Origin of the sequence: Microbacterium sp. NPDC076768 (genome assembly GCF_040687205.1) — a bacterium.
Lineage (GTDB): Bacteria > Actinomycetota > Actinomycetes > Actinomycetales > Microbacteriaceae > Microbacterium.
Genome location: NZ_JBFBMU010000002.1, coordinates 87,252 through 111,576, shown reverse-complemented (window position 1 = coordinate 111,576; position 24,325 = coordinate 87,252). Strand labels below are relative to the sequence as shown.

At 62.7% G+C, this 24,325-nt stretch carries 21 protein-coding genes; 6 read left to right on the top strand and 15 right to left on the bottom strand.

Translation table 11 applies throughout. The features are described from left to right. Positions 1-2: 2 nt before the first annotated feature. Positions 3-419, bottom strand: a complete 417-nt coding sequence (locus AB0O87_RS06965) for a hypothetical protein (protein ID WP_363513265.1) — start codon at positions 417-419, stop codon at positions 3-5. Between the two features lie 156 nt (positions 420-575). Here AB0O87_RS06965 and AB0O87_RS06960 point away from each other — a divergent pair, with 156 nt between their 5' ends. Further along, positions 576-2,525 carry an ABC transporter ATP-binding protein gene (locus AB0O87_RS06960; RefSeq protein WP_363513262.1) on the top strand — a complete coding sequence of 650 codons (1,950 nt, stop codon included), beginning with the start codon at positions 576-578 and terminating at the stop codon, positions 2,523-2,525. Positions 2,526-2,690: 165 nt separating this feature from the next. Here the strand turns inward: AB0O87_RS06960 and AB0O87_RS06955 are convergent, their stop codons facing one another. Next, complete coding sequence (locus AB0O87_RS06955; RefSeq protein ID WP_363513259.1) at positions 2,691-4,553, bottom strand: phosphoenolpyruvate carboxykinase (GTP); 1,863 nt, start codon at positions 4,551-4,553, stop codon at positions 2,691-2,693. A gap of 110 nt (positions 4,554-4,663) precedes the next feature. Here AB0O87_RS06955 and AB0O87_RS06950 point away from each other — a divergent pair, with 110 nt between their 5' ends. Continuing rightward, positions 4,664-6,106 carry a helix-turn-helix domain-containing protein gene (locus tag AB0O87_RS06950; protein ID WP_363513257.1) on the top strand — a complete coding sequence of 481 codons (1,443 nt, stop codon included), beginning with the start codon at positions 4,664-4,666 and terminating at the stop codon, positions 6,104-6,106. A gap of 3 nt (positions 6,107-6,109) precedes the next feature. Here AB0O87_RS06950 and AB0O87_RS06945 read toward each other — a convergent pair whose 3' ends face one another. Next, positions 6,110-7,558 (bottom strand): glyceraldehyde-3-phosphate dehydrogenase, encoded by a 1,449-nt coding sequence (locus AB0O87_RS06945; RefSeq protein ID WP_363513254.1) that lies wholly within the window; start codon positions 7,556-7,558, stop codon positions 6,110-6,112. Positions 7,559-7,646: 88 nt separating this feature from the next. Here AB0O87_RS06945 and AB0O87_RS06940 point away from each other — a divergent pair, with 88 nt between their 5' ends. Beyond that, positions 7,647-8,021 carry a multidrug efflux SMR transporter gene (locus AB0O87_RS06940; protein ID WP_363513251.1) on the top strand — a complete coding sequence of 125 codons (375 nt, stop codon included), beginning with the start codon at positions 7,647-7,649 and terminating at the stop codon, positions 8,019-8,021. Beyond that, complete coding sequence (locus AB0O87_RS06935; protein ID WP_363513248.1) at positions 8,018-8,341, top strand: SMR family transporter; 324 nt, start codon at positions 8,018-8,020, stop codon at positions 8,339-8,341. Before AB0O87_RS06940 ends, AB0O87_RS06935 begins: the two co-directional genes overlap by 4 nt. Positions 8,342-8,368: 27 nt before the next feature. Here the strand turns inward: AB0O87_RS06935 and murQ are convergent, their stop codons facing one another. Then, positions 8,369-9,304: an N-acetylmuramic acid 6-phosphate etherase gene (gene murQ, locus AB0O87_RS06930; RefSeq protein WP_363513245.1), complete on the bottom strand. Its 936-nt coding sequence runs from the start codon at positions 9,302-9,304 to the stop codon at positions 8,369-8,371. Then, positions 9,294-10,199, bottom strand: a complete 906-nt coding sequence (locus AB0O87_RS06925; protein WP_363513243.1) for a BadF/BadG/BcrA/BcrD ATPase family protein — start codon at positions 10,197-10,199, stop codon at positions 9,294-9,296. Before AB0O87_RS06925 ends, murQ begins: the two co-directional genes overlap by 11 nt. Positions 10,200-10,277: 78 nt before the next feature. On the opposite strand from AB0O87_RS06925, the gene AB0O87_RS06920 reads away from it, so the two are divergent. After that, positions 10,278-11,153 carry a MurR/RpiR family transcriptional regulator gene (locus AB0O87_RS06920; RefSeq protein ID WP_363513240.1) on the top strand — a complete coding sequence of 292 codons (876 nt, stop codon included), beginning with the start codon at positions 10,278-10,280 and terminating at the stop codon, positions 11,151-11,153. 18 nt (positions 11,154-11,171) lie between these two features. On the opposite strand, the gene AB0O87_RS06915 is transcribed toward AB0O87_RS06920, so the two are convergent. After that, positions 11,172-11,840 (bottom strand): alpha/beta hydrolase family protein, encoded by a 669-nt coding sequence (locus tag AB0O87_RS06915; RefSeq protein ID WP_363516120.1) that lies wholly within the window; start codon positions 11,838-11,840, stop codon positions 11,172-11,174. 150 nt (positions 11,841-11,990) lie between these two features. Here AB0O87_RS06915 and AB0O87_RS06910 point away from each other — a divergent pair, with 150 nt between their 5' ends. Next, positions 11,991-13,352 (top strand): DUF222 domain-containing protein, encoded by a 1,362-nt coding sequence (locus AB0O87_RS06910; protein WP_363513237.1) that lies wholly within the window; start codon positions 11,991-11,993, stop codon positions 13,350-13,352. Positions 13,353-13,499: 147 nt separating this feature from the next. Here the strand turns inward: AB0O87_RS06910 and AB0O87_RS06905 are convergent, their stop codons facing one another. The 9 genes from AB0O87_RS06905 to metG form a co-directional block, all read right to left on the bottom strand. Continuing rightward, positions 13,500-14,615: a sugar-binding protein gene (locus AB0O87_RS06905; RefSeq protein WP_363513234.1), complete on the bottom strand. Its 1,116-nt coding sequence runs from the start codon at positions 14,613-14,615 to the stop codon at positions 13,500-13,502. 59 nt (positions 14,616-14,674) lie between these two features. After that, a complete protein-coding gene (mmsB, locus tag AB0O87_RS06900) occupies positions 14,675-16,048 on the bottom strand; it encodes a multiple monosaccharide ABC transporter permease (RefSeq protein WP_363513231.1) in 1,374 nt (457 codons plus the stop codon). Then, positions 16,045-17,565: a multiple monosaccharide ABC transporter ATP-binding protein gene (mmsA, locus tag AB0O87_RS06895; protein ID WP_363516117.1), complete on the bottom strand. Its 1,521-nt coding sequence runs from the start codon at positions 17,563-17,565 to the stop codon at positions 16,045-16,047. Before mmsA ends, mmsB begins: the two co-directional genes overlap by 4 nt. Before the next feature lie 155 nt (positions 17,566-17,720). Beyond that, complete coding sequence (locus AB0O87_RS06890) at positions 17,721-18,734, bottom strand: LacI family DNA-binding transcriptional regulator (protein ID WP_363513228.1); 1,014 nt, start codon at positions 18,732-18,734, stop codon at positions 17,721-17,723. A gap of 122 nt (positions 18,735-18,856) precedes the next feature. Further along, positions 18,857-19,789, bottom strand: a complete 933-nt coding sequence (locus AB0O87_RS06885; protein WP_363513225.1) for a 4-(cytidine 5'-diphospho)-2-C-methyl-D-erythritol kinase — start codon at positions 19,787-19,789, stop codon at positions 18,857-18,859. 7 nt (positions 19,790-19,796) lie between these two features. After that, entirely contained in the window at positions 19,797-20,864 is a 1,068-nt protein-coding gene (mgrA, locus tag AB0O87_RS06880; protein ID WP_363513222.1) for an L-glyceraldehyde 3-phosphate reductase, read from the bottom strand. Positions 20,865-20,873: 9 nt separating this feature from the next. Beyond that, on the bottom strand, positions 20,874-21,722 hold the full coding sequence (gene rsmA / locus AB0O87_RS06875; RefSeq protein ID WP_363513219.1) for a 16S rRNA (adenine(1518)-N(6)/adenine(1519)-N(6))-dimethyltransferase RsmA: 849 nt from the start codon (positions 21,720-21,722) through the stop codon (positions 20,874-20,876). Between the two features lie 43 nt (positions 21,723-21,765). Next, complete coding sequence (locus AB0O87_RS06870) at positions 21,766-22,737, bottom strand: TatD family hydrolase (RefSeq protein ID WP_363513216.1); 972 nt, start codon at positions 22,735-22,737, stop codon at positions 21,766-21,768. Between the two features lie 3 nt (positions 22,738-22,740). Further along, complete coding sequence (metG, locus tag AB0O87_RS06865) at positions 22,741-24,318, bottom strand: methionine--tRNA ligase (protein ID WP_363513213.1); 1,578 nt, start codon at positions 24,316-24,318, stop codon at positions 22,741-22,743. Between the last annotated feature and the right edge of the window lie 7 nt (positions 24,319-24,325).

Below are 24,325 nucleotides of genomic sequence, written 5' to 3'. Positions count from 1 at the left end.
TCTCACGCGAGCCCCCAGAGCTCGGTCAACGGAACGCTGAGGTTGAGCACGTGCCACACGGCCAGCAAGATCGCGAAGGCGGCGGCCCCCAGCAGGATCTTCGTGTATCCCTCACGATCAACAAAGTTGGAGTTTTCGCGCTGCCCTTTGCGTTGTGCGATGCGGTCCCAGCCGTAGCAGGCCACGACGATGACAGGTGTGAGGATGTAGCCGAGCATGCTGAGCCACCAGAACTCCGCGATCACGAGCGGCATCGGCACATCGAAGAACACACTCACTGGGTTGCTTGCGAAGAGGACAACGAAGACAGCCAGCCCGATGCTGATCACCACGGCTGCGAGACCGACGATGAGCGGCGTCGCGCTTGCGCGACTCGATGTGGCTCTGTTGCGTTGCCGCGGAAGTGTTGCTGACGCCATTGCGCCCCCTTGCCCCTTTACGAACAGGGAGCCCCCACCCCTGCGATATATTAATCCACACATTAGCGTGATTGCCCGACGCTCGCGCAAGCCGCGTCAGCGGGCGCCCCGACGAAGTACGGTCGTATTACACCCATCTTCAGATCGAGGTCACGTATGTCCGGTACGGCGACAACACGCCGCCGCGGACGTGGTGCGCAGCCAGAAGGCCCGCGCGCTACTTTCCGCCAGCTCCTCCCCTTTTTGTTCGAACACAAGCGCACCCTCATCGTGGTGGCCGTACTCAGCGTGGTCGGCGCAGCGACCTCGCTCGTGCAACCGCTGTTGGTCGGACAGGTGATCGAGGCCGTTCAATCTGACGTAGGAATCGGCGTGCTGGTCTGGCTGTTGGTCGGGTTCGTCATCTTGTCGTCGATCATCTCCGGCTTCCAGCACTACCTGCTGCAGCGCACAGGAACGGCCGTGGTCTATTCCAGCCGTCGCCAGCTGATCGCCCGCATCCTGCACCTTCCGACGTCGGAGTTCGATGCTCGGCGCACCGGAGACCTCGTGTCTCGCGTGGGCACTGACACCACGCTGTTGTACGCCGTACTCACCCAGGGTCTTGCCGATGCTGTGGGGAGCGCCGTCCTCTTCGTCGGCGCTCTGATCGCGATGCTCGTGATCGACCCGATTTTGTTGCTCCTGATTGTTGTCGTGATCGGCGTCTCTGTGGTGGTCGTGGTCTCGCTGAGTGGCCGCATTCGCACCGCATCGACGGCGCAGCAAGAGAAGGTTGGCGAACTCGCCTCTGGCGTCGAGCGCGCCGTCGGTTCCATCCGCACTATTCGCGCCTCTGGGGCAACCGAGCGCGAGACGAACGCCGTCTCTGAGCTCGCATCAGAGGCCTACGGCATCGGCGTGCGCATCGCCAAAATCTCCTCGCTCGTCGTTCCGGTCTCCGGTATCGCCCTGCAGCTCTCCCTGCTGGTGGTGCTTGGTGTTGGCGGGTTTAGGGTGGCCGCAGGCGCCATCACCATCGCCTCGCTCATCGCGTTCATCATGTTCCTCTTCCTGCTCGTGATGCCTCTCGCCACCACCTTCGGGGCGATCACCTCTGTGAACCAGGCTCTGGGTGCCCTCGGGCGTATTCAGGAAGTGCTTGACCTCCCTACGGAAGAGCAAGACGACGCGCGCATCGCTGCAACTCTTCGCGAGACGCATCCGCAATCCGCAGAGTCCAGCACCGCAGACTCCAGCGCCGCAGACTCCAGCACGGACGCGCCAGCGCTCGAGTTCCGCGATGTGCGCTTTCACTATCCAGCCAACGTCGTCGCGGCACGAAAGGCCGCGGCGAAGGAAGCGCGAAACCTGCTTGCAGATGCACATCTGGAGTCCACAAACGAAGAACCTGCAACCGCGCCAGAGCACACCGCCACTCAGGAGCACGAAGTGCTTCGCGGCGTATCGTTCGCTGTGCCGCGCGGTGCGAGGGTGGCACTTGTCGGTCCGAGTGGTGCAGGAAAGAGCACCATCCTGTCTCTGATTGAGCGCTTCTACGACCCAACAGGCGGTTCCATCCGGTTGCACGGACATGACGCCCGCACCTACCCCCGCGCCGAGTTGCGCGCCAACTTCGGCTACGTGGAACAGGATGCGCCCACCCTTGCAGGAACCCTCGCGGAGAACCTGCGCCTCGCGTCTCCGGATGCCAGCGATGCCGACTGCGAGCGCGTGCTGCGGGCCGTGAATCTTGGCGATGTCTTGGAGCGCAACACCCTCGGAATTCACGCCCCTGTGGGCGAAGACGGCGTGATGCTGTCTGGCGGCGAGCGCCAGCGGCTAGCGATCGCCCGTGCGCTGCTGACCGACGCCCCGATTCTGCTTCTCGACGAGTCCACCTCGTCGCTCGACGGTGTCAATGAACAGCGCATGCGCGAGGCTATTGACGCCGTCTCCACTGATCGCACGCTCATCGTGATTGCCCACCGGCTTTCTACCGTGGTCGACAGCGACCTCATTGTGGTTATGCAAGATGGCATGGTCGTCGGCCAGGGCACGCACGCCGAACTGATCGAATCGACTCCGTTGTATCGCGATCTCGCGAGGCATCAGCTCCTCACCTGACCAGGCGAGCAGCGACCACTTACACGCAACACGAAACACGCAGCACGAAGGCGGGACGTCGGAGACCACTCAGCCATGGGTTTGTCTCTGATGTCCCGCCTTCGCGGGTTTGGGGGCATGGTGCCCGGAGGTGCCGGCTCCCCCGAGCCGGCACCGGTCTGGGTGCTACGCCTTCGAGAGGCGGTAGCGCAGAGATGACAGCTCTGCGCGCAGGGCTACCGGCACCTTGTCGCCGAAGGTGTCGTAGAACTTCTCGGTGAGGTCGGCCTCGGTCTTCCATGCCTCTGGGTCGACGGAGAAGAGCTCTTCGAGGTCGGCTTCTGGAATGTTCAGTCCATCCAGGTTGAGGTCTTCCACTCGTGGCAGGCGTCCGATCGGGCTGTCGACGGCAGGCACATCGCCAGCGACACGACGGATGACCCAGTCGATGACTCGAGAGTTGTCGCCGAAACCTGGCCACAGGAACCGTCCGTCTGCGCCGCGGCGGAACCAGTTGACCTGGAAGATGCGCGGTGCCCTGTCGAAGCGCAGACCTCGACCGACCTTGAGCCAGTGCCCGAAGTAGTCAGCCATGTTGTACCCACAGAACGGCAGCATCGCGAACGGGTCGCGACGCAACTCACCCAGTGTGCCCTCGGCAGCAGCCGTGCGCTCAGAAGAGATGTTGGAGCCGAGGAAGACGCCGTGGGTCCAGTCCGTGGCTTCGACCACGAGCGGCACGTTGCTTGCACGGCGTCCGCCGAACAGGATCACATCCAGCGGCACCGCCTCTTCCCAGTCATCTGCGATCTGCGGGCACTGCGCCGCAGATACGGTGAAACGGGAGTTGGGGTGCGCCGCCGGTCGACCAGAATCTGGCGTCCAGTCGTTGCCTTCCCAATCAATCAGGTGTGCTGGTGCCTCTTCTGTCAGGCCTTCCCACCAGACATCTCCGTCGGGACGAAGCGCCACGTTGGTGAAGATGGTGTTGCCCCAGAGGGTCTCGACTGCCGTGACGTTCGTCGACTCCCCCGTGCCAGGAGCGACGCCGAAAAACCCTGCCTCTGGGTTGATCGCCCACATGCGTCCGTCTTCGCCTGGACGAATCCAGGCGATGTCGTCGCCCAACGTCTCGACCTTCCAGCCGGGAATAGTGGGGCGCAGCATGGCGAGGTTCGTCTTGCCGCAGGCCGAGGGGAAAGCGGCGGCGACGTGGTACGCCTTGCCCTGAGGATCAATCACTCGGATGAGCAACATGTGCTCGGCGAGCCACCCCTCATCCCTCGCGATCACAGACGCGATGCGAAGAGCGAAGCACTTCTTCGCCAGGATGGCGTTGCCGCCGTAGCCGGAACCGTAGGAGTACACCTCCAACGTCTCGGGGAAGTGCACGATGTACTTGTCGTCGTTGCAGGGCCACTCCACGTCTGGCTCCCCCGCCGCGAGCGGTGCCCCAACGCTGTGAACCGTCTTTACCCACGGTGCGCCTTCAGCGATCTGCCGTGTGACGGCATCGCCGATCCGGGTCATGATGCCGATTGAAGCGACCGCGTAGGCGCTGTCGGTGATCTGCACGCCGATGTGCGAGAGCGGGCCACCGACGCGACCCATCGAGAAAGGCACCACGTACATGGTGCGACCGCGCATAGATCCCTCGAAGATTTCGTCCATCTTCTGGTGCATCTCCGCCGGTGCGGCCCAGTTGTTGGTGGGACCTGCGTCTTCTTCACGCTCCGACGCGATGAACGTACGCCCCTCCGTGCGGGCGACATCGCTGGGGTGCGAGCGCGCAAGGTAAGAGCCAGGTCGCCACTCGGGGTTGAGTTTGATGAGTTTGCCTTCATCAACCAGCCCGCGCAGCAGCCAGTCATTCTCTGCACGCGAACCATCGACCCAGTGCACGGACTCCGGCTGTGTCAGCTCACGAATCTGCTCAACCCATGCGGTCAACTCCGACATGGCGGGAGTTTCATAGGTGGGAGCCGCGCCGAACGTACGCGTCGCAGAGACGGGAGACGTGCGAGGGGTGAAGACTTCGGCGATTGCCATGCGGTGCTCCTTTAAAAGTGTGGGCCGTACATCCATCATCATCCGAATCCCGCAGAACTTTCGGCCGATATGTTGGATAAAAAACGCGATTCTTTCGCTAGACTCAAACAATGCCGTCCTCTGGAATTCACCTCACGACTCTCGGCCACCGCATTCGCCACCACCGGCTGGCCGGCGGCTTCACTCTGGACGAGTTGGGCGCGCTCGTGGGTGTCGCTGGGTCGCAATTGAGCCTGATCGAAAACGGCAAGCGCGAACCCAAGCTGTCGCTCTTGCAGGCAATTGCGCATGCCACGAGCACTGAGGTCACCGACCTCATCTCTGGCGAGCCGCCCAACCGCCGGGCTGCTCTAGAGATCGAACTCGAACGAGCGCAAGAGAGCCCTGTCTTCCGCCAGCTGGGCGTGGCACCGGTTCGAGTGACCAAAGGAATGAGCGACGAGACGATCGAGTCGGTTCTCGGACTGCACCGCGAACTGGAGCGCCGAGAGCGCGAGGCCATTGCAACGCCAGAAGAGGCCCGGCGCGCGAACACCGAGCTGCGGCTGCGCATGCGGGCGCAGCATAATTACCTCCCCGAAATCGAAAAGGTGGCAGAGAAGCACCTCAAAGCAGCGGGTCACGTGCAGGGAGCGCTCACCCACCGCACGGTGAGCATCATGGCCGAGAAGCTCGGATTCGATCTCATCTACGTCAATGACCTGCCGCATTCCACGCGCTCTGTCACCGATCTTGAGAACGGTCGCATCTACCTGCCGCCAGCTTCCATCCCGGGAGGGCACGGACTGCGGTCGATGGCGTTGCAAGCCATGGCGCACCGCTACCTCGGGCATACCCCACCGACCGATTACGCCGACTTTTTGCAACAGCGCCTAGAGATCAACTACTTCGCTGCCTGCTGCCTGATGCCGGAAACCGCCGCCGTCACTTTTCTGCAGCAGGCGAAGAAAGATCGCAACCTCGCTGTTGAAGATTTCCGTGATGCGTTCGGGGTGACGCATGAGGGGGCTGGCATGCGGATGACTAATCTCCTCACCCAGCACTTTGGTATGTCACTGCACTTCTTGCGCGTCGATGGCACCGGCGCCATCACTCGCGTCTACGAGAATGATGATCTGCCCCTACCGATGGATGTCACCGGAGCGGTGGAGGGCCAGCGGGTATGCCGCAAGTTCCAGGCTCGCGCTGCCTTCACCCAGCAGAACCGCACCAACGAACATCACCAATACACCGACACCCCATCCGGCACCTTCTGGTGCTCAACGCAGACAGGCCTTTCGACCGACGGAGAGTTCTCGATCACGGTCGGTGTGCCGTTCGACGACGCTCGTTGGTGGCGCGGGCGTGAGACCAACGACCGCGCCGTGTCGCACTGCCCCGATGAGTCGTGTTGCCGTCGCCCATCTGCGGAGATGACAGAGCGGTGGAGCACACGCGCCTGGCCGAGCGCGCGTGTGCACACGCACATGTTCTCGCCGCTCCCCCGCGGCGCATTCCCCGGCGTCGATGACAACGAGGTCTACAGCTTCCTCGGGCGGCACGCGAACGAGTAACGCTCAGCCCTGCAGCGTCACCACTCGACGAGCGGGAAGAACGATGGGGTGTGAACCAGCCATCACTTCAAGCACGCGGATCACCTGACAGGAGTACCCGAACTCGTTGTCGTACCAGACGTACAAGATGAGGGTGTCTTCGTCGGCAATCGTCGACAGTCCATCCACGATGCCGGCACGGTGAGATCCGACAAAATCTGTGGAGACAACGTCCGGGCTCTCCACATAGTCGATCTGCTGGCGGAGCTTGGAGTGCAACGAAACCCGACGCAGGTAGTCGTTTACCTGTTCCTTCGTTGCGGGCCTCTTGATGGTCAGATGCAAGACGGCGAGTGACACATCAGGCGTGGGAACGCGGATGGAAGAACCGGTGAGCTTGCCCTCCAACTGCGGGAGCGCCTTGGCGACTGCTTTCGCGGCGCCCGTCTCTGTGATGACCATGTTGAGCACTGCAGAGCGGCCCCGACGGTCTCCCTTGTGGAAGTTGTCGATCAAGTTTTGATCATTGGTGAACGAATGCACGGTCTCGACGTGCCCCTTGACGACGCCGTACGCCTCATCGATTGCTGCGAGCACTGGCGTGATGGCGTTGGTGGTGCACGACGCCGCTGACAGGATGCGGTCGGCGTCGTCGATCGTCTCATCATTGATGCCGTGCACGATGTTCTTCAGCGGCCCCTTGCCCGGCGCCGTAAGCAGCACCCGTGCGACGCCCGTGGACTGCAGGTGCTGCGAGAGGCCTTCCTCGTCGCGCCAGCGACCGGTGTTGTCGACGACGATGGCGCGGTCGATGCCATACGCGGTGTAGTCGATGCTGGCGGGGTCATCAGAGTAGATCACCTGGATGCGGGTGCCGTTAGCGATGATCTGGTCTGCTTCTTCGTCAACCGTGACAGAGCCAGTGAAGCGGCCGTGCACCGAGTCGCGCAGCAGCAGGGATGCACGCTTGGCGAGGTCGTTCTCGGCGCCCCGCCGAACGACGATCGCACGCAGCCGAAGCCCGCTTCCTCCGCCTGTGTGCGCAATGAGGATGCGAGCGAGCAGGCGACCAATGCGTCCGAACCCATAGAGGACGACATCGGTGGGCTCTGCCACAACAGCACCCATGGCCGGCGCGAGCACATCTGCCAGGTACGTCTCGAGCGACTTACCGCTTTCGGCGTGCTCTGCAACCAGGCGGGCAAGATCCAGCGAGGAAGCTCCTGGCCCCAGGGCGCGGATTGCTTCCAGCACAGCCAAGGTTTGTTCGATCGGGAGGCGCTCGTGTCCGAGCTGGGCGACGCGCTCGTGCACTTCGACAAGTCCTGTGGCAGAGAGCCCGAGAAGTCGGTGCCCGTGCAGGGAGGTGACCACGTCACGCTCACGCCGAAGAGCACCGATGAGCGGGATCATCCGCTCCGCCAACTCTTCGCTCGCTGTCCAGTCATCGCGGTGTGCCGCGGAATCGTTCATCTGCGTCCTTGCATGTGTGAGCGCGCACCGAGGTCGCCGGCGCGCGAGTTGCCGGTGAAAGTCGGGGGATGCGTCTAGCCTACAAGTCGTGGGACAACACGAATTCGGGAGCCGATCGGCATGGCCACCGCTTTTGGTAGCCATCGGGCTGGAAGTGGCAGCAACGCTCTCGCTACGCGCTGCCGAGGGATTCACCCATCCGCTGTGGCTGATCCCGGTGGTGCTCGGCTACTCCGGCTCCCTCTGGTTGCTTTCTGTCGTCCTGGATCGCGGTATGCCAGTGGGCGTTGCGTACGGAATTTGGTCGGCGCTTGGGGTGGTTCTCACCGCGATCCTCGGTACCGTTTTGTTCGATGAGCTTCTGGGAGCGGTGCAGATCATCGGCGTGGGAGTGATCGTCCTCGGCGTGCTTCTCGTTGAACTTGGCTCCCACCCTCGTCGCCCGAAGAAGGTCATCTCATGACCTGGCTCCTCCTCGTCTTGGCGATTGCAAGCGAGGTCACGGCGACATTGAGTCTTCGCGCGTCAGATGGGCTCCGCCGACGCCGCTGGATTCCGATGATCGTCGTGGGTTATCTCGCGGCATTCACCCTTCTCGGAGCCATCCTCGCACTGGGCATGCCGGTGGGGGTCGCCTATGGAATCTGGGCAGCTGCCGGTGTTGCCCTTACCGCGGTGCTCGGTCGCGTGATCTTCAAAGATCACTTCTCCGCACTCATGGCTGTGGGCGTGGCCCTCATCGTCGTCGGGGTGGGACTGATCGAGTTCGGAGGGGCGCACTAGCGCCGGGATTCAGGAATGAGCCCGAATTCAGGAAAGCGTCGCGATGGCCACGCGAAGTATGCCGTCAGCGGCATCTAGTGCTGTGGCTGCAGACTCCGGTGAAGCGTTCGTTGCGAGCATCAGCAGGGCGAGCTTGACGGAGCCATCAGCCGCCCGCAGTGCTTCTGCCGCTTCGTCGACTCCGACTCCGGCGAGCTGGGAGACTGTGCGAATCGAACGTGCGTGAAGCTTCTCGTTGGTTGCCAACAGGTCGACCATCACGCCGTGGTACGTCTTGCCGAGCTTGATCATCGACAGGGTCGTCAGCATATTGACGACGAGCTTCTGGGCTGTGCCCGATTTCAGTCGAGTGGATCCAGAGATGAATTCAGGCCCGGTAATGACTTCGATCGCGATCTCGGCCGCGGCGCCAATCTCGGAGTGGGCATTTGAGGCGATGGCGGCCGTGAACGCGCCGATGCTGCGCGCGTAGGTCAACCCGCCCACCACGTAGGGCGTGCGACCAGAGGCAGAGATCCCCACCACTGTGTCGCGCGCCGTGAGGTGGAGCTCGCGCAGCGAAGCCTCCGCCGCTTCATGGTCATCCTCGGCATTTTCTACTGCCGAGCGGATTGCTGTCTCTCCCCCCGCGATGAGACCGACCACCATCGACGGATCAGTGCCGAAAGTGGGAGGGCACTCGCTGGCATCCAGCACCCCGATACGGCCTGCCGTTCCTGCTCCGATGTAAATCAGGCGACCTCCGTGCCGGAAGCGCTCGGCGATTCCATCGACCACGACGGCGATCTCTTCTGCACACTCGCCGACCGCCGCAGGCACGCGGTGGTCCTGCGCGTTCATCTGGCGCACGAGTTCCGCTGTGCTCAGAAGATCGAGGTCGCCTCGCTCTGTCGTCGACGCTTCGGTGTCGAGGCGATCCAGCACAGAGAGCATCTCGGTGAGGCGCAAGTTGTCATCCGGCACGATGCACGAACCTTTCGTGAGGGAGGTCGGTACGGTGCGCGATCAGCAGCGCGCCGTCGAGGGCATCACCCGCCGACGGCACAACGTCTCGACCGGCAGTGTGAAGTGCGGAGATCAGTTCTCCGCGGAACCAGACGTGGTCTGTGAGCCCACCGTGCAGCGCGACTTCGCGAGTCTGCGGCGATGATGCGGTGGCAGAGGTCGTGAGCAGGCGCACCGCTTCGAGAGCGATGTCGCGAGCGACGCGGTCGCCCAGAGCTGCAGCGTTCAGCACGAACGGGGCGAGGGTAGCGAGGCGCCTTGGCAACGGTCCCTCTTGTGCGAGCCAGCCCTGCACATCTGCGGCTGACCCCACGGCGTCGGCAAGCGCCTCGGTGAGCGTCGTGGTCGTGCCATTTTCGACAGTGCGCAGCAGGGCTCGCAGTGCCTCTCGTCCAAGCCACGAGCCGCTACCGAAGTCGCCAAGCTCGGGCCCCCACCCATCAATGAGGCGGGCACCGCCCGTCTCGATTCCGAGGGCCGCGGCGCCGGTCCCGGCAATAAGTAGCGCACCTGGTGCTCCGTCGAGCGCTCCGGCGTGGGCGGTAACAACATCAGAGGTGACGACAGCGCGGGATCCGAGAGCGCCAGCGAGATGATTCGCTAGTTCTTGGCCCGCCTGCGGAGCGAGCCACGCACCAGCCGCCCCCACGCTGACAACCTCGACACCCGCTGACCGCAGGTCTTCGACTTCGAGCAACGACATGATCGCCGAGGCCGCCGCCTGCACTCCCCCTGAGGCTGCAAGGCCTGGCGCCCCCGTGCCCGCACGCTCAGCACTGGACTCGTTGCCGGTGATACGCACCCGGCACCGCGACTTACCGAGGTCAACAGAGACAGTCAGGCGCTCGCTCATCAGTTCTCCTCGATAGCCAAAATAAGGGGTGTGAAAAGAGACTACATGCCAACTAGAATCTATGAAAATGATTTACATATGACTGGCGGAGGAACGATGAGTATCCAATCGACGATCGAGGCCGCCGTTTCGACTTTGCCGCCGTCGCTCGCTCGCATCGCCCACGTTGTGCGCGAAAACCCGTCCGTCGTCATCGAAAAGACAATCAACGACCTCGCGGAAGAGTGCCATACCTCCGTCGCCTCGGTCGTGAGGTTCTGTCGCGCGATCGGCTTCAGCGGCTACGCCCCACTTCGCATGGCGCTCGCTGCGGAGCTCGGCAAGGAGTCTGCACAGTTCTCCGCGCGCGGTGCCTTTGGGTCAGAGATTTCTGAGAAAGACTCTCTGCGCGAAGCCGTATCGAAGATCGCCGCGCTCGAACTTCTCGCCATCGAAGAAACGGTGACACAGCTGGACTTTGATGCTCTGGAAACAGCGATCGACGCGATCGACCGGTCTGACCGGGTTCTCCTTTATGGGTTGGGTGCCAGTCGCTTCGTGGCCGAAGATCTCACCCACAAGCTCTTGCGAGTGGGGCGCAACGCCCATATGCCCACCGATCCACACGAGGCTGTCGCGGTATCGGTGCTGCACACTGTGCCGACCGTCGCGATCGGCTTCTCGCACTCAGGAGCAACGCTGGAGACGGTGCGCTTTCTTGAGGCGGCGCGCGCCGGCGGCGCCGCAACGATCGCAGTCACCTCGGCCAAGGACTCCCCCCTCACACGCATGGCGGATCACTCGCTGTTCACAGAGGTGCGGGAGTCGACCTTCCGCGCGGGGGCGATGGTGAGCAGGATTGCACAGCTCACGCTCGTCGACTGTCTCTTCATCGGTGTCGCTAAGCGACGCTATGCCGAGACGGTAGACGCGCTGCAGCGCACGCGAGAGGCTGCGCACGCGCTGCGCGGCTGACAGGGTGCGTAAGACCGGTCAGGCTTCACCAAACATTTCAGGAAGAGATGTCACGAACTCCGAGAAATGGCTGTACCAGACGGTGTGCGCCGCACCAGGGATGCTGCGCACAGTCACTCCACTCTGCTCCAACCGTTGGGCATCATCGTCGCCGACCCAGATGCTAGGGTCCGCTCGAATCATGATGGAACCTGGCGCCGCCGTCCACGATTCATCGCGCCCACAGGAGAGGGCCGCCGAAGTCGACGGGTCGAATCTTTCCGCGGCCCGCGCCTCCACCACAGCGTCTTCTGCCGAGTAGAACGGTCGACTTCGACGCAGGTCATGGGCGGAGAGCCGCGCAGCGCGATCTCGTGCGTATGCGGCGATAAGTGTCCTACGGTCATCACCGCCCGCGAACGAGAACGAAGCATCCACGTACACGGTGAGTTCTGGTTGTAGTCGCGCTGCCACCGCCGCAAGAACGGTCGCTCCGTAAGAATGCCCGATGGCAGAAACCGGTTGGCCAGGAGCAAGGAACCGCACGGTCTCGTCGACCGCAGCCGCCGCGCGCTCAACTGTCAGTTGAGGATCACGTGGAGATAGCCCATGGCCGGGAAGATCAAGCGCCAGCACGCGGTAGCCCCGACGGGTGAGGAGCGGCATCAGACGCCACCAGCTTTCCGCTGACCCCATGAGTCCATGCAGCAGAACAGCGACGCGGGCCCCTCCCCCAGATCGACCGCATTGAGCAACACCCGAACAGTAAATCAGGCTGTGCCCAGTGGTTCCATGCGGAGTTCAGGCGGGCGCACAAATCGAGGTTCGAATGTCGGTGGTCCGTGGTGGACTGAAGCCATGACCGCACTCCTCGACGCGACAGACTCGCAGATGGCGATGCTCGCCAATCTCGTCGCGTCTCTTGAGGTGGCTGAGTCAACGTTAAGCAGTATGCAAGCAGCACGCGACGGCATGTTGGCGATGGCAGGCCGCCTGGCGATCGATATCGCGCGGGCCGCCTCCCATCCAGACCACGGCGACATGGCTATCCGCACGATAGCGGCCGAGATCGGCGCAGCTCAGCATGTGAGTGATCGCACTGTCGAGCGCCGCATGGCAGACGCCTCCTGGCTCGTGGAACGCTTTCCGACGGTGTGGGAAGCGCAAGGAGATGGCCGCATCTCTAGCGCACATTCCCGCGTAATCGTCGACGCGGGCGCCCACCTCGACGATGCAGACAACCGCCAGGCATACGCTGCACAGATCATCGCGATTGCCGAGACCGAGTCACCGAATCGGCTACGTCGGCTGGCGCGCCGGGCAGCAGAACGCTTCCAAGAGCGCACGATCGATGAACGCCATCGCGATGCCCGCGAGACCCGTCGCATCTGGGTAAAAGAGTGCGACGACGGTATGGCGATTTTGTCTGCATACGGCCCCGTTGCCCTTGTTCACGGCATGTTTGATCGGCTCTCCCAAATGGCACATGCGGTGCACGGCGAGAACGTCAAGACTGCAAGGGATGCTGGTACTGGTGCCTGTGCAGATGAGCGCACCATCGACCAACTCCGCACCGACCTCCTGATCGACCTCGCGCTCACCGGCATCCCCGTTGGTCACGACACCACCGATGCGTTGCTTAGTGAGATCCACGCGAAGGTAGAGATTACGGTCCCGGTCATGACGCTCATCGGCGACGACGTGCTCCCGCAGGTTGCTCGCCCTCGTGGCACCCCCTCGCGCCTGAACGCCCACGAGCGCGCGCTCCGCAGCGCAGCACCGCCAGCCGAGCTCGACGGGACGGCCCCCATTGATGCAGCGACGGCTCGATCCCTCGCTGGCCAGGCGATCGGCTGGGATCGCGTGCTCACGCACCCGATCTCCGGCAACCTTCTTGCGGTGGACCGATATCGACCGAGCGAACATCTGCGGCGGCATCTGCGCGCACGCGACCAACGGTGTCGGTTTCCCGGGTGCGGGATCGCGTCGAGAAAATGCGACCTCGACCACAACCACGCCGCAGCCCACGGGGGCTCGACATCAGACACAAACCTCTCGGCGTTCTGTCGGCGTCATCACATGCTGAAGCATCACTCCCCCTGGCACGTAGAACAGCAACAAGGCGCTCTTCTCGAGTGGACGAGCCCAACCGGTCGCGTCTACATCGACCGTCCACCCGCACAGAACACCGTCGTTTTCGTCGAGAGCGCGCCCTTCTGAGAACGCCGCTTCCTACTAACCCCGCACATACGACAAAGCCGCACATGCAAAAGAGCCGCCCAGACCCGAAGGTCTGAGCGGCTCTGTTGCAAAGAACCTCTTAGAGGGAACCTCGTTAGAGAAAACCTCTTTAGAGAGAATCTCTGCTTAGTTGTACGAGTTCACGATCTCGAGCAGGCTCGGGACGTTGGCGTACGACTCGGCAGCGTTCGCCTGCGTGACGATGATCGGGTCAAGCAGGTAGGCCGGAACCACCTTCACACCGTTGTCGTACTGCTCGGTGTCGTTGACGTCAGCGTCTTCGCCCTTCTGCAGCTGGCCGACCATCTTGATGGACTGCTCAACGAGAAGTGCGGTGTCCTTGTTGATCGTGGAGTACTGCACGCCCTCCATGATCGACTTCACCGACTCAACCTCAGAGTCCTGACCGGTGACAACCGGAACCGGCTTGCCGGCCTGCTGCACCGAGGTGATGATGGCGCGAGCGAGGGTGTCGTTCGGGGAAAGAACGCCGTCGATCACGGTGTCACCGCTGTATGAGCCGGTGAGCAGCGTGTCCATACGGTTCTGGGCGTTCTCAGCCAACCAGCCCTCAGTCGCCGTCTGGTTGATCTCCGTCTGACCGGAAACGACGTTCAGGGTTCCGTCGTCGATCTTCGGCTGGAGCACGTCCATCGCGCCATCGAAGAACACAGCGGAGTTCGCGTCATCCGGCGAACCGGAGAACAACTCGATGTTGTACGGAGCGTCGTGGTCTGCGCGCTCGGCAAGACCATCCAGCAGAGCCTGCCCCTGGAGCTGGCCGACCTTGAAGTTGTCGAAGGCGACGTAGTAGTCCACAGCTTCGGTGTTCTCGATCAGACGGTCGTAGGCGATCACGTAGGCGCCGGCATCCTGAGCCGCCTGCACCTGCGTGGCCAGCTGCTTGCCGTCCTTCGCGCCGATGATGATGACCTTGGCACCGTTGGTGACCATGGCCTGGATCTGGTTCTGCTGCTCGGCAACCGTGTTCGTGGCCGGCGCATACTGCACGTCAGCCTTGAAGCCGGCCTCTTCGAGACCCTCGGTGAACAGCTTTCCGGCGAGCACCCAGTTCTCAGACGTCTTGTCCGGGAGGGCGACACCGATGGTGGCGTCGGCGGCGAAACCTGCTGTGGCTTCCTCGCCTGATCCTGTGTCACCGCCACGCTCGGAGGAGCAGCCGGTGAGTGCGAAGGCACCTGCGGCGACAAGCGCTGTCGCCGACAGAAGAATCTTCTTCATGTGATCTCTTTCTCTGGTTGTGTGAAGGTCTTTTCGCGCGTGCGCACGCGATTCGACCCCTACTTTCCGCGCGTCTCGTCGACGGCGGGGGCTTCGTATTTCTGGCTGGTGGGGTAGTTCGCCTGCGGGTCGAACGTTTCGGTAGCCGGATCCTTCTTGCTACCGAACTGGCGGGTCATGAAGGCGATGATCGACGGCCTGCCCTGCTGCTTGTTCCAGACGTCGATGCCGACGGCGAACAGCAACACGAGACCCTTGATCATGGCGACCACGTCGGCACCCTGACCAAGCAGCGCAAGACCGTTGTTCAGGAACGCCATCACGAGACCACCGATGATCGAACCGATCACGGTACCGATACCGCCGGAGACAGCCGCGCCACCGATGAACACCGAAGCGATCGCGTCTAGCTCCCAGCCGGTGCCATCGTTCGGTCCAGAGGCCTGCGACCGAGCGACGAAGATCATGCCAGCCAGCGCTGCGAGCATCGACATGTTCATCATGACGAAGAAGTCGACCCAGCGATCCTTCACACCAGACAGACGAGCGGCCTGCCTGTTGCCACCAACGGCGTAGATGTGACGACCGAACACGGTGTTGCTCGTAATGAAGGAGTAGATGATGACAAGCGCAAGCAGGATGAGTCCTGGCACGGGGAAGCTGGTGCCAGGGCGACCGGTGGCGAACATCCATGCGGCGGCGATAACAACAATCGACAGCAGCACGACCTTCACGACACTCACCCACACAGGCGCCGTCTCTGAACCCATCTTGTGCTGCACGCGGCGTGTACGGATCTCCCAGACGATCAGCCAGGCGACGGCGACGAGCGCAAGAAGCATGGTGGGAACGTTGAAGGGCACTGGCAGCGCCACCTCGGGCAGGTAGCCCGTTCCGATGATCTGGAACCCCTTGGGAACCGGGATCGTCTGCGCCGAACCGATGAACTGCTGCGCGCCTCGGAAGAACAGCATGCCCGCAAGGGTGACGATAAACGCCGGCACCCCGACGTAGGCGACCCAGAAGCCTTGCCACGCACCCACGGCGGCGCCGACGGCGAGTCCGAGCAGAATCGCCAGCGGCCAAGGGAGGTTCCAGTCGGTCATCGACTTCGCGACGATGATGCCTGTGAATGCCGCGACGGAACCGACAGACAGGTCAATGTGACCCATGATGATGACCATCACCATGCCGATCGCGAGGATCAGGATGAAGGAGTACTGGTTGATGACGTTGATCAGGTTTCCTGAGGTCAACGTGGCGCCGTTTGGTCCGTTGCGCACCAGTGTCAGAATCTCGAACAGCACGATGATGACGATCAGGCTGCCGAGAATGCCGAACTGACGCAGCGACGAGGTGCCTCCACCGCCGAACATCTTGGTGATGTCCTTGAAGTGGAAGCCGCGCTTCGCGGAAGTGGTGTCGGTGGTCATGCGGATGCTTTCTGAGTCGCGGAGGTCATGCTGCGCATGAGGGCCTCGGGTGTCGCCTGATCGGCCGGGATGCAGTCGGTGACCCGACCTTCGAAGACTGTGTAGATGCGGTCGGAGATTCCGAGAAGCTCTGGCAGCTCACTGGAGATGACGATGACGCCCTTGCCCTGCGCCGCGAGCTGATTGATGATCGCGTAGATCTCGTATTTCGCTCCGACATCGATGCCGCGGGTCGGCTCATCGAGGATCAACAGGTCGGGGTCGGTGAACATCCACTTCGCCAGCACCACTTTTTGCTGGTTGCCGCCAGACAGCTTGCCCACGCCCTCTTCTACGGAAGGCGCTTTGACTCGCAGCACCTTGCGGTACTCCTCCGCGACCGCGAACTCAGCGCGGGAATCGACCACGCCTCGCTTGGAGATCTTGGAGAGCTTCGCAGCGACCACAGAACGCTTGATCGTGTCGAGCAGGTTGAGCCCGAGAACTTTACGGTCCTCGCTCACATAGGCGAGGCGATGCTTGATGGCGGAAGCCACATCGTAGAGCTTCACCTCTTGGCCGTCTTTGATCATGGTGCCGGAGAGGAACGTGCCATACGAGCGCCCGAAGATGCTCATCGCAAACTCGGTACGACCTGCGCCCATCAGCCCCGCGATGCCGACGACCTCGCCGCGACGCACGTTGATGTTCGACCCCTTGACGACCATGCGCTCTGGAACGGTCGGGTGCTGCACCCACCAGTCCTTGACCTCGAAGAACACCTCGCCGATCTCCGGCTCGCGGTCCGGGTACCGGCTCTCGAGCGAGCGACCGACCATGCCGCGAATAATGCGGTCCTCGTTGATCTCGCCGCGGGAGATGTCGAGCGTCTCGACCGTGCGGCCATCGCGGATGATCGTGATCTCGTCGGCCACCTGCTCGATCTCATTGAGCTTGTGGCTGATCATGATCGACGCGATGCCCTTGCTCTTCAGGCCGCGGATCAGGTCAAGCAGGTGCTGGGAGTCATTCTCGTTGAGCGCAGCTGTCGGCTCGTCGAGGATCAGAAGCTTCACGTCTTTATTGAGCGCCTTCGCGATCTCAATGAGCTGCTGCTTGCCGACGCCGAGAGTCTTGATCTGCGCGTCGGGGTCTTCATTCAGGCCGACGCGAGCGAGAAGCTCAGTGGTGCGCTGCTTCTGCGCTTTCCAGTCGATGCGCCCCAGGTGGGAGATCTCGTTGCCGAGGAAGATGTTCTCGGTGATCGACAACTCAGGGATCAGCGCCAGTTCCTGGTGGATGATGACGACGCCTGCTTGCTCGCTGGCCGCAATGTCTTTGAAGCGCTGCTCCTCGCCGTAGAGCAGAATGTCGCCGTCGTAGGAGCCATACGGGTACACCCCAGACAGCACCTTCATGAGGGTGGACTTGCCCGCGCCATTCTCACCACAGATGGCGTGAATCTCGCCACTGCGAACGGTGATGGAGACGTCGGCGAGCGCCTTCACCCCTGGGAATTCTTTGGTGATGCTGCGCATCTCCAAAATGGGGCCTGACACAGTAGGCAACGTTGCTGTAGTGCTCACGGATCTTCCTCGAGACGTGCGGTCACCTTCGATGTGACCGTTCACATTGATTTACATCAAATATGTCCAACGGCCCTCTGTCAAGTCCGCTGAGCGATTTCGTTTCGCTACCGTGACACGGCAGATTCCCGCAGGCGCAACAGCGTCTGCAGCTGGCCGAACTCCGGCACCTGCTCCCCACGGATCTGTGCGAGCAGAATTCGCACGGCACGCCGCCCAATTTCGGGGAAGTCTTGATGGACAGTCGTGAGCGTCGGCGCGACGTGAGCGGCGACGGGAATGTCGTCGAAGCCGATGACGCTGACGTCGTGAGGCACCCGCAGCCCGGAGTCCCTGAATCCGTGAAGCAACCCGATGGCCATCAAATCGTTTGCCGCGAACACCGCAGTGAAGTCGCGGCGGCGGGACAGTTCTTTGCCGGCAAAGTAGCCGAAATCGGCAGACCAGTCCCCTCGAATCGGCGGAAAAGTCGGCAGATCGGCTTCGCGAAGCCCATCAAGGTATCCGCGCATCCGCGACTCTGCTTCGATCCAGTCTTGCGGCCCAGCGAGGTGCAGAATGTCGGTGTGTCCGAGGGAGATGAGATGCGCCGTCGCCGCCTTGGCGCCAGCGACCTGGTCAGCGGCCAGGCTGACGCCGTCAGACCCCGAGGCAGTTTGGAGGGTGACGAACGGCATCTCCACAGACATGCCGCGCAAGACATGGAACACCCGCACCTGCGGTGCCAGCACCACGATCCCATCGACCTGTTCGCGCGAAAGCTGGCGCACTGCGTTGCCGATCGCCTCCGGCGTGGTGTCGCCGAGGTTCAGCGTCGAGACCGAGTACCCCTCTTCGCGCGCCGCGTCTTCGATCGCAGCGATGGACGATGTTGGCCCGAACTCCCCGATAGTGGCAGACAGAATCCCGAGCACGTTCGACCTGCTGGTAACCAGCGCGCGCGCTGCGAGGTTGGGCCGGTAGTCCAGAACCGAGATCGCATCGAGCACTTTGGATTTCGTCTCTGGGCGGATGCTCGGATGATCGTTGAGCACGCGAGAAACCGTTTGATGCGAGACTCCGGCCAGCCGTGCCACGTCTCGAATACTCGGAAGCCGCGCGCGATCAGAGGCGTTGGACATCACTTGCCTCCTCGCATGCGCACGGTCACATCGTCACTTTATTATGTCTGCCGAGGCATGGCCCCGCATCTCTGTCCACATTCCGGAGCACGCGCGCCGGGCGGACGGCGGCTGATCGAGACTCAGCCGATGATGCGCGCGCCTGGCACAGGACCATGCACATGCAAGGGGTCGTACCCCACCTCGCGAAGGGAGTACTGCACGTCTCGCGCGACCTCAGGGTCAGGACACAGCAGCGCCACCGTGGGGCCAGACCCCGAAACAATGCCCTGCAGCGCGCCGGCCGCGACTCCTCGCGCGATGGTCTCCGCGAGGTCAGGTCGCTCGTAGATGGCCGCCGGCTGCAGATCATTCTCCAAAGCCGCGGCCAGCTGTACGGGATCCCCCGACCTCAGTGCTTGCAGAACCGGAATCGGCACGTCGAGCGACAGCGAAGGCTCATCGGCGAGCGCACCCTCCTCGTCACGCAGAGCGTCGAGGCGCCCGTAGACCACAGGCGTCGAGAGCCCCCGGTCGTTCGGCACCAGCACCCAGTCGAACCGACCACGGGCCAGTGCCGGGCTGAGCTGATCGCCACGGCCTGTTCCGACAGCCGTGCCGCCGTGCAGCACGAAAGGGACGTCAGCCCCTAGTCGCGCGGCGAGATCGTGCAGACGAGACGGCGAAAAGCCGGTGCCCCAGAGTGCGTCGCACGCGACGAGGGCGGCAGCAGCATCAGCAGAGCCCCCACCCATTCCCCCGGCCACCGGCACGCTTTTGCGAATCTCCAGCGCAACACCGCCGGGGTAGTCCGCCGCAGCGGCCAGTAGCTTGGCCGCCCGCATGGCGAGGTTACGGTCATCCAGCGGCACCGAGCCGATGTCGTCTACGCCGAAAACCTCGACCGAGAAGTCGTCAGCGGGGCGTGCGATCACATCTTCGTAGAGCGAGACGGCTTGAAAAACCGTCGCCAGCGCGTGGTAGCCGTCGTCGTGGCGCTCCCCCACCCCCAGGAAGAGATTGATCTTCCCCGGGGCGCGCACGTGTACGGAGTCAGTGAACGCGGCCTGGCTCATGATCTGGTCACAGCTCCGAAGACTTTGCCCACAGGTTCACGTCGATCCCGCCAGCGAGCTCGTCGATGCGTGCGAGCTCTTCCGCTGAGAAAGCGGGGCCGTTCACGGCGGCGATGTTCTCGTCCAGCTGCTCGGGGCGAGACGCTCCAATCAACGCGGAGGCGACGACGGGGTTTCGAAGGGTCCACTGCAACGCCAGCTGCGCCAGGGACTGTCCACGACCCTGCGCGACCTCGTTCAGCGAGCGAAGAGTCTGTACTGCTTCGTCACTGAGGCGCCCCTCTGGCAAAGATCCGCGGGTCTGAGCACGCTGTGCTGTGCCGTCGCCGAGGTACTTGTCGGTGAGGAGTCCCTGTGCCAGCGGCGTGAAAGCGATCGCGCCGAGACCGGACTGCTCAAGCGTCTCCGTGAGCCCGTCTTCAACCCAGCGATTGAGGATCGAATAGGCCGGCTGATGAATGATGAGCGGCGTGCCAAGCTCTTTCGCCACGGCCACTGCCTCTGCCGTGCGCTCGGCGCTGTAGGAAGAAATGCCCACATAGAGCGCCTTGCCCTGACGCACGAGCGTGTCGAGGGCGCTGATCGTCTCGGCGATCGGCGTCACAGGGTCGACCCTGTGCGAATAGAAAATGTCGACGTAATCCAGTCCCATACGAGTGAGCGACTGCTCAGCGCTGGCAAGGATGTACTTGCGGCTGGCGTAGTCCCCATATGGCCCCGGCCACATGTCCCACCCAGCCTTCGACGAAATGATCAGCTCGTCGCGGTACGGACGGAAGTCTTCGGCGAAAATGCGCCCGAAGTTCTTCTCGGCCGAGCCGTATGGCGGGCCGTAATTGTTCGCCAGGTCGAAGTGAGTAATGCCGCGATCGAACGCGTGGCGCAACAGTGCGCGCTGGTTATCGAGCGGAATGTTGTCGCCGAAGTTCCACCACAGCCCCAGCGAAATCGGCGGCAGGTAAAGCCCGGAAGTCCCTACCTGGCGGTAGGCAAACTGCTGATAACGGCTCTCGTCCGCGGAGTACGGACGGTGCAGCTCTGGGATATCTGGGCGAAAGCGGGGGGAATCGGTCACTGTGCCAGATTAGTCGGTGGATCCCTGCGCGGCGATGCGTTGGTAATCCTCGACGGTGAGGTCTTCGCCGCGAGCGGTCGGCGCGACCCCCGCAGCGATCAGCACCTCAGAGGCGGCAGCCGAGCTGCCGTAGATGCCAGACAGAGCTTGACGAAGCATCTTTCGACGCTGGTTGAAGGCGGCATCGACAATCTTGAAGGTGCGACGTCGCTCCTCCTCCGTGCCGCGCTCTCCTTCTGACCGATCGAAACCGACGAGCAGACTGTCGACATTGGGCACCGGCCAGAACACCTGGCGGGAGACGTTGCCCGAGAGCTTCCATTCCCCGTACCAGGCGGCCTTCACACTCGGTGAGCCGTAAATCTTCGACCCTGGCTTGGCCGCCAGTCGCTCTGCCACCTCGGCCTGGACCATCACGACGCCGCGCGTGAGGTACGAAAAGTTCTCGAGAAAATGCAGCAAAACAGGCACAGAGACGTTGTACGGCAAGTTCGCCACCAGCACGGTTGGCTCCCCCGGTAGCTCGGTAATGCGAAGCGCATCGGCATCCACCACCGTCAGCCGCTCGGGATCGACGCCGTGCTCAGTAACTGTCTGGGACAGTCGAGCCGCGAGACGGTGATCAATCTCGACGGCAGTGACAGCCGCTCCCGTTTCCAGAATCGCAAGGGTGAGGGATCCGAGACCTGGCCCGACCTCCACAACGCGTTCGTGCGGCTGCACCTTCGCGGCCTGCACGATCTTACGGACGGTGTTCGCATCGACGACAAAGTTCTGCCCGAGCTTCTTCGTCGGAGTGACATCGAGCTCAGCGGCGAGGCGGCGGATCTCGGTGGCGCCGAGCAGGGTGACTGTCATTCGTCCATTCTCCCCTACCGCTGGCGTTCGCTCCCGCCAGAGGTCAGTCGGCGAACGAGCCGTAGACCCGCAGGGTGTTCTCGGCCAGCTGGCCGCAGAGCTCATCGACGTCGATGCCCAGCTCCGCCGCCATAAAGCGCACAGTGAGCGGCACGAGGTACGGCGCGTTCGGCCGCCCCCTGAGCGGCACAGGAGTGAGGAAGGGAGCATCGGTCTCGACCAAAATTCGCTCCAGAGGGGCTACCTTCAGTGCATCACGCAGATTCTGCGCGTTCTTGAAGGTCACATTGCCGGCGAACGACAGATAGAAACCCTCCTGTGCGCAGAGCCGTGCCATCGCGTCGTCACCAGAAAAACAGTGGAACACGGTGCGATCAGGCGCTCCCACCCGGTTCAGCGTCTCCAACACCGCATCGTGCGCTTCGCGGTCGTGAATCTGCATCGCGATGCCATGCTTCTTGGCCAGCGCGATGTGCGCCTCGAAAGACTCGAACTGCGGTCCCTGTCGCTCTGGCGCTGTGCGAAAGAAGTCGAGCCCCGTTTCACCGATCGCACGGGTGCGCGGGTGCGCGGCGAGTTCATCGATCACCGCGATGGCTTCGTCCAACATGCCCTGCTCGGCATAGGTCGGCGCATCGTTGGGATGAATCGCAACCGCTGCGAGGACCCGCTGGTCGGACTCTGCCGCCTCGACAGCCCACCGCGACGATTCGATGTCGCCCGATGCTTGCACGACGCCGACAACCCCCACCGCCTCAGCCCGGTCGAGCTGCTCGACAAGCGTCAGCGAGCCGGTCCCTGAGCTGCCCTCGGCCCCTGAGCCACCCTCGGCCCCTGATCCACCCTCGGCCCCTGAGCCTGTCGAAGGGGTCCCTGAGCCTGTCGAAGGGCCATCAACAATCTCAAGATGGGCGTGGTTGTCGTAGACAGGCACGGCCAGCGGCTCTGGCGCTGCCGGGTACCGCAGATCCTTGCGCCCGTCGCCTGAGCGCTCCCGCACGTATGTTTCTGCCACGCGTCAGGCCGTGGATTCAACCCGCGGGAACAGCGGCGCAAGACTGCTGACACCGGTGCCTGCGGGAAGAACACCCCAGGTGCCTGCGTCACGAATCGGCTGATCCTGGAGTTTTCCGAGCGCTTCGTCCGCACCGAGAGCAACCCACAGCTTCTCTGTGGACTGCGGCATCACCGGCGAGAGCAGCACGGAGAGGGCGCGCAGACCTTCAGCGCACGTGTACAGCACAGTACCGAGACGCGCGCGCTGGTCTTCATCGCGCGCCAGCGCCCACGGCTCGTTCTCGGTGATGTAGCCGTTCAGGGCGTCAACAATCGTCCAGATCGCGGCAATTGCTTCATCCAGACGGAACTGTGTGACGGCAGCATCTGCCTTCGATGCGGCGTCAGCGACGATCTTCTGAATCACGAGGTCTTTGTGTGTGTATTCGGCGGCAGGAGGAACCGTGCCATCGAAGTACTTCGTGATCATCGCCGTGGTGCGAGAGGCGAGGTTGCCAAAACCGTTTGCGAGCTCGGCCTGGTACCGCGCAGAGAGGTCTTCCCACGAGAACGATCCGTCTTGGCCGAATGCAATCGCGGACAGAAAGTAGAAGCGGTATGCGTCTGAGCCGAACACATCGGTGATCTCTGTCGGGGCGATACCGGTGAGCTTCGACTTCGACATCTTCTCGCCACCGACCAACAGCCACCCGTGAGCGAAGACGCCCTGGGGTACTTCGAGGCCTGCAGCCATGAGCAGTGCAGGCCAAATGACGGCGTGGAAGCGCAGAATGTCTTTTCCGACCACGTGGTAGGCGGGCCAGCGACGCTCGAACGTCTCTTCATCCGAGCCGTATCCGACAGCGGTGGCGTAGTTCAGCAACGCATCGACCCACACGTAGATGACGTGCGATTCGTCCCACGGCAGCGGAATACCCCAGTCGAACGTCGAGCGTGAGATCGAGAGGTCTTTCAGCCCCTGGCTCACAAACGACACGACCTCATTGCGCGCCGAATCCGGGCGTACGAAGTCAGGCTGAGTTTTGTAGAGCTCGAGCAGGCGATCCTGGAACTCGCTGAGCTTGAAGAAGTAGTTCTTCTCCTGCAACAGTTCCAGCGGCTTCGAGTGGATCGCGCAGACCTTCAGCCCCTCGAAGGGACCGGTGCCATCGACGATCTCCGACTCCGGCTTGAACTCCTCACAGCCCACACAGTAAAGCGCTTCGTACTCGCCTGCATAGATGTATCCGCGGTCATACAGCCGCTGGAAGAACACCTGCACGTTTGTTTCGTGGCGCTCCTGAGTCGTCCGAATGAAATCGTCGTTGGCGACGTCAAGCGTCGTCAGCAGCGGGAACCAGCTCTCGCTGACAAGCTTGTCGACCCACTCCTGCGGAGTGACGTTGTTTGCCGCCGCAGCCCTGAGCATCTTCTGGCCGTGCTCATCCGTTCCCGTGAGCATCCAGGTGTCGTCCCCCGCCTGGCGGTGCCAGCGGGCGAGCGTGTCGACCGCCACCGTCGTGTAGCCGTGACCGATGTGCGGCACATCGGACGGATAGTAGATGGGCGTGGTGATGTAGAAAGAGTCGCCTGCGGGCATGGAGCAA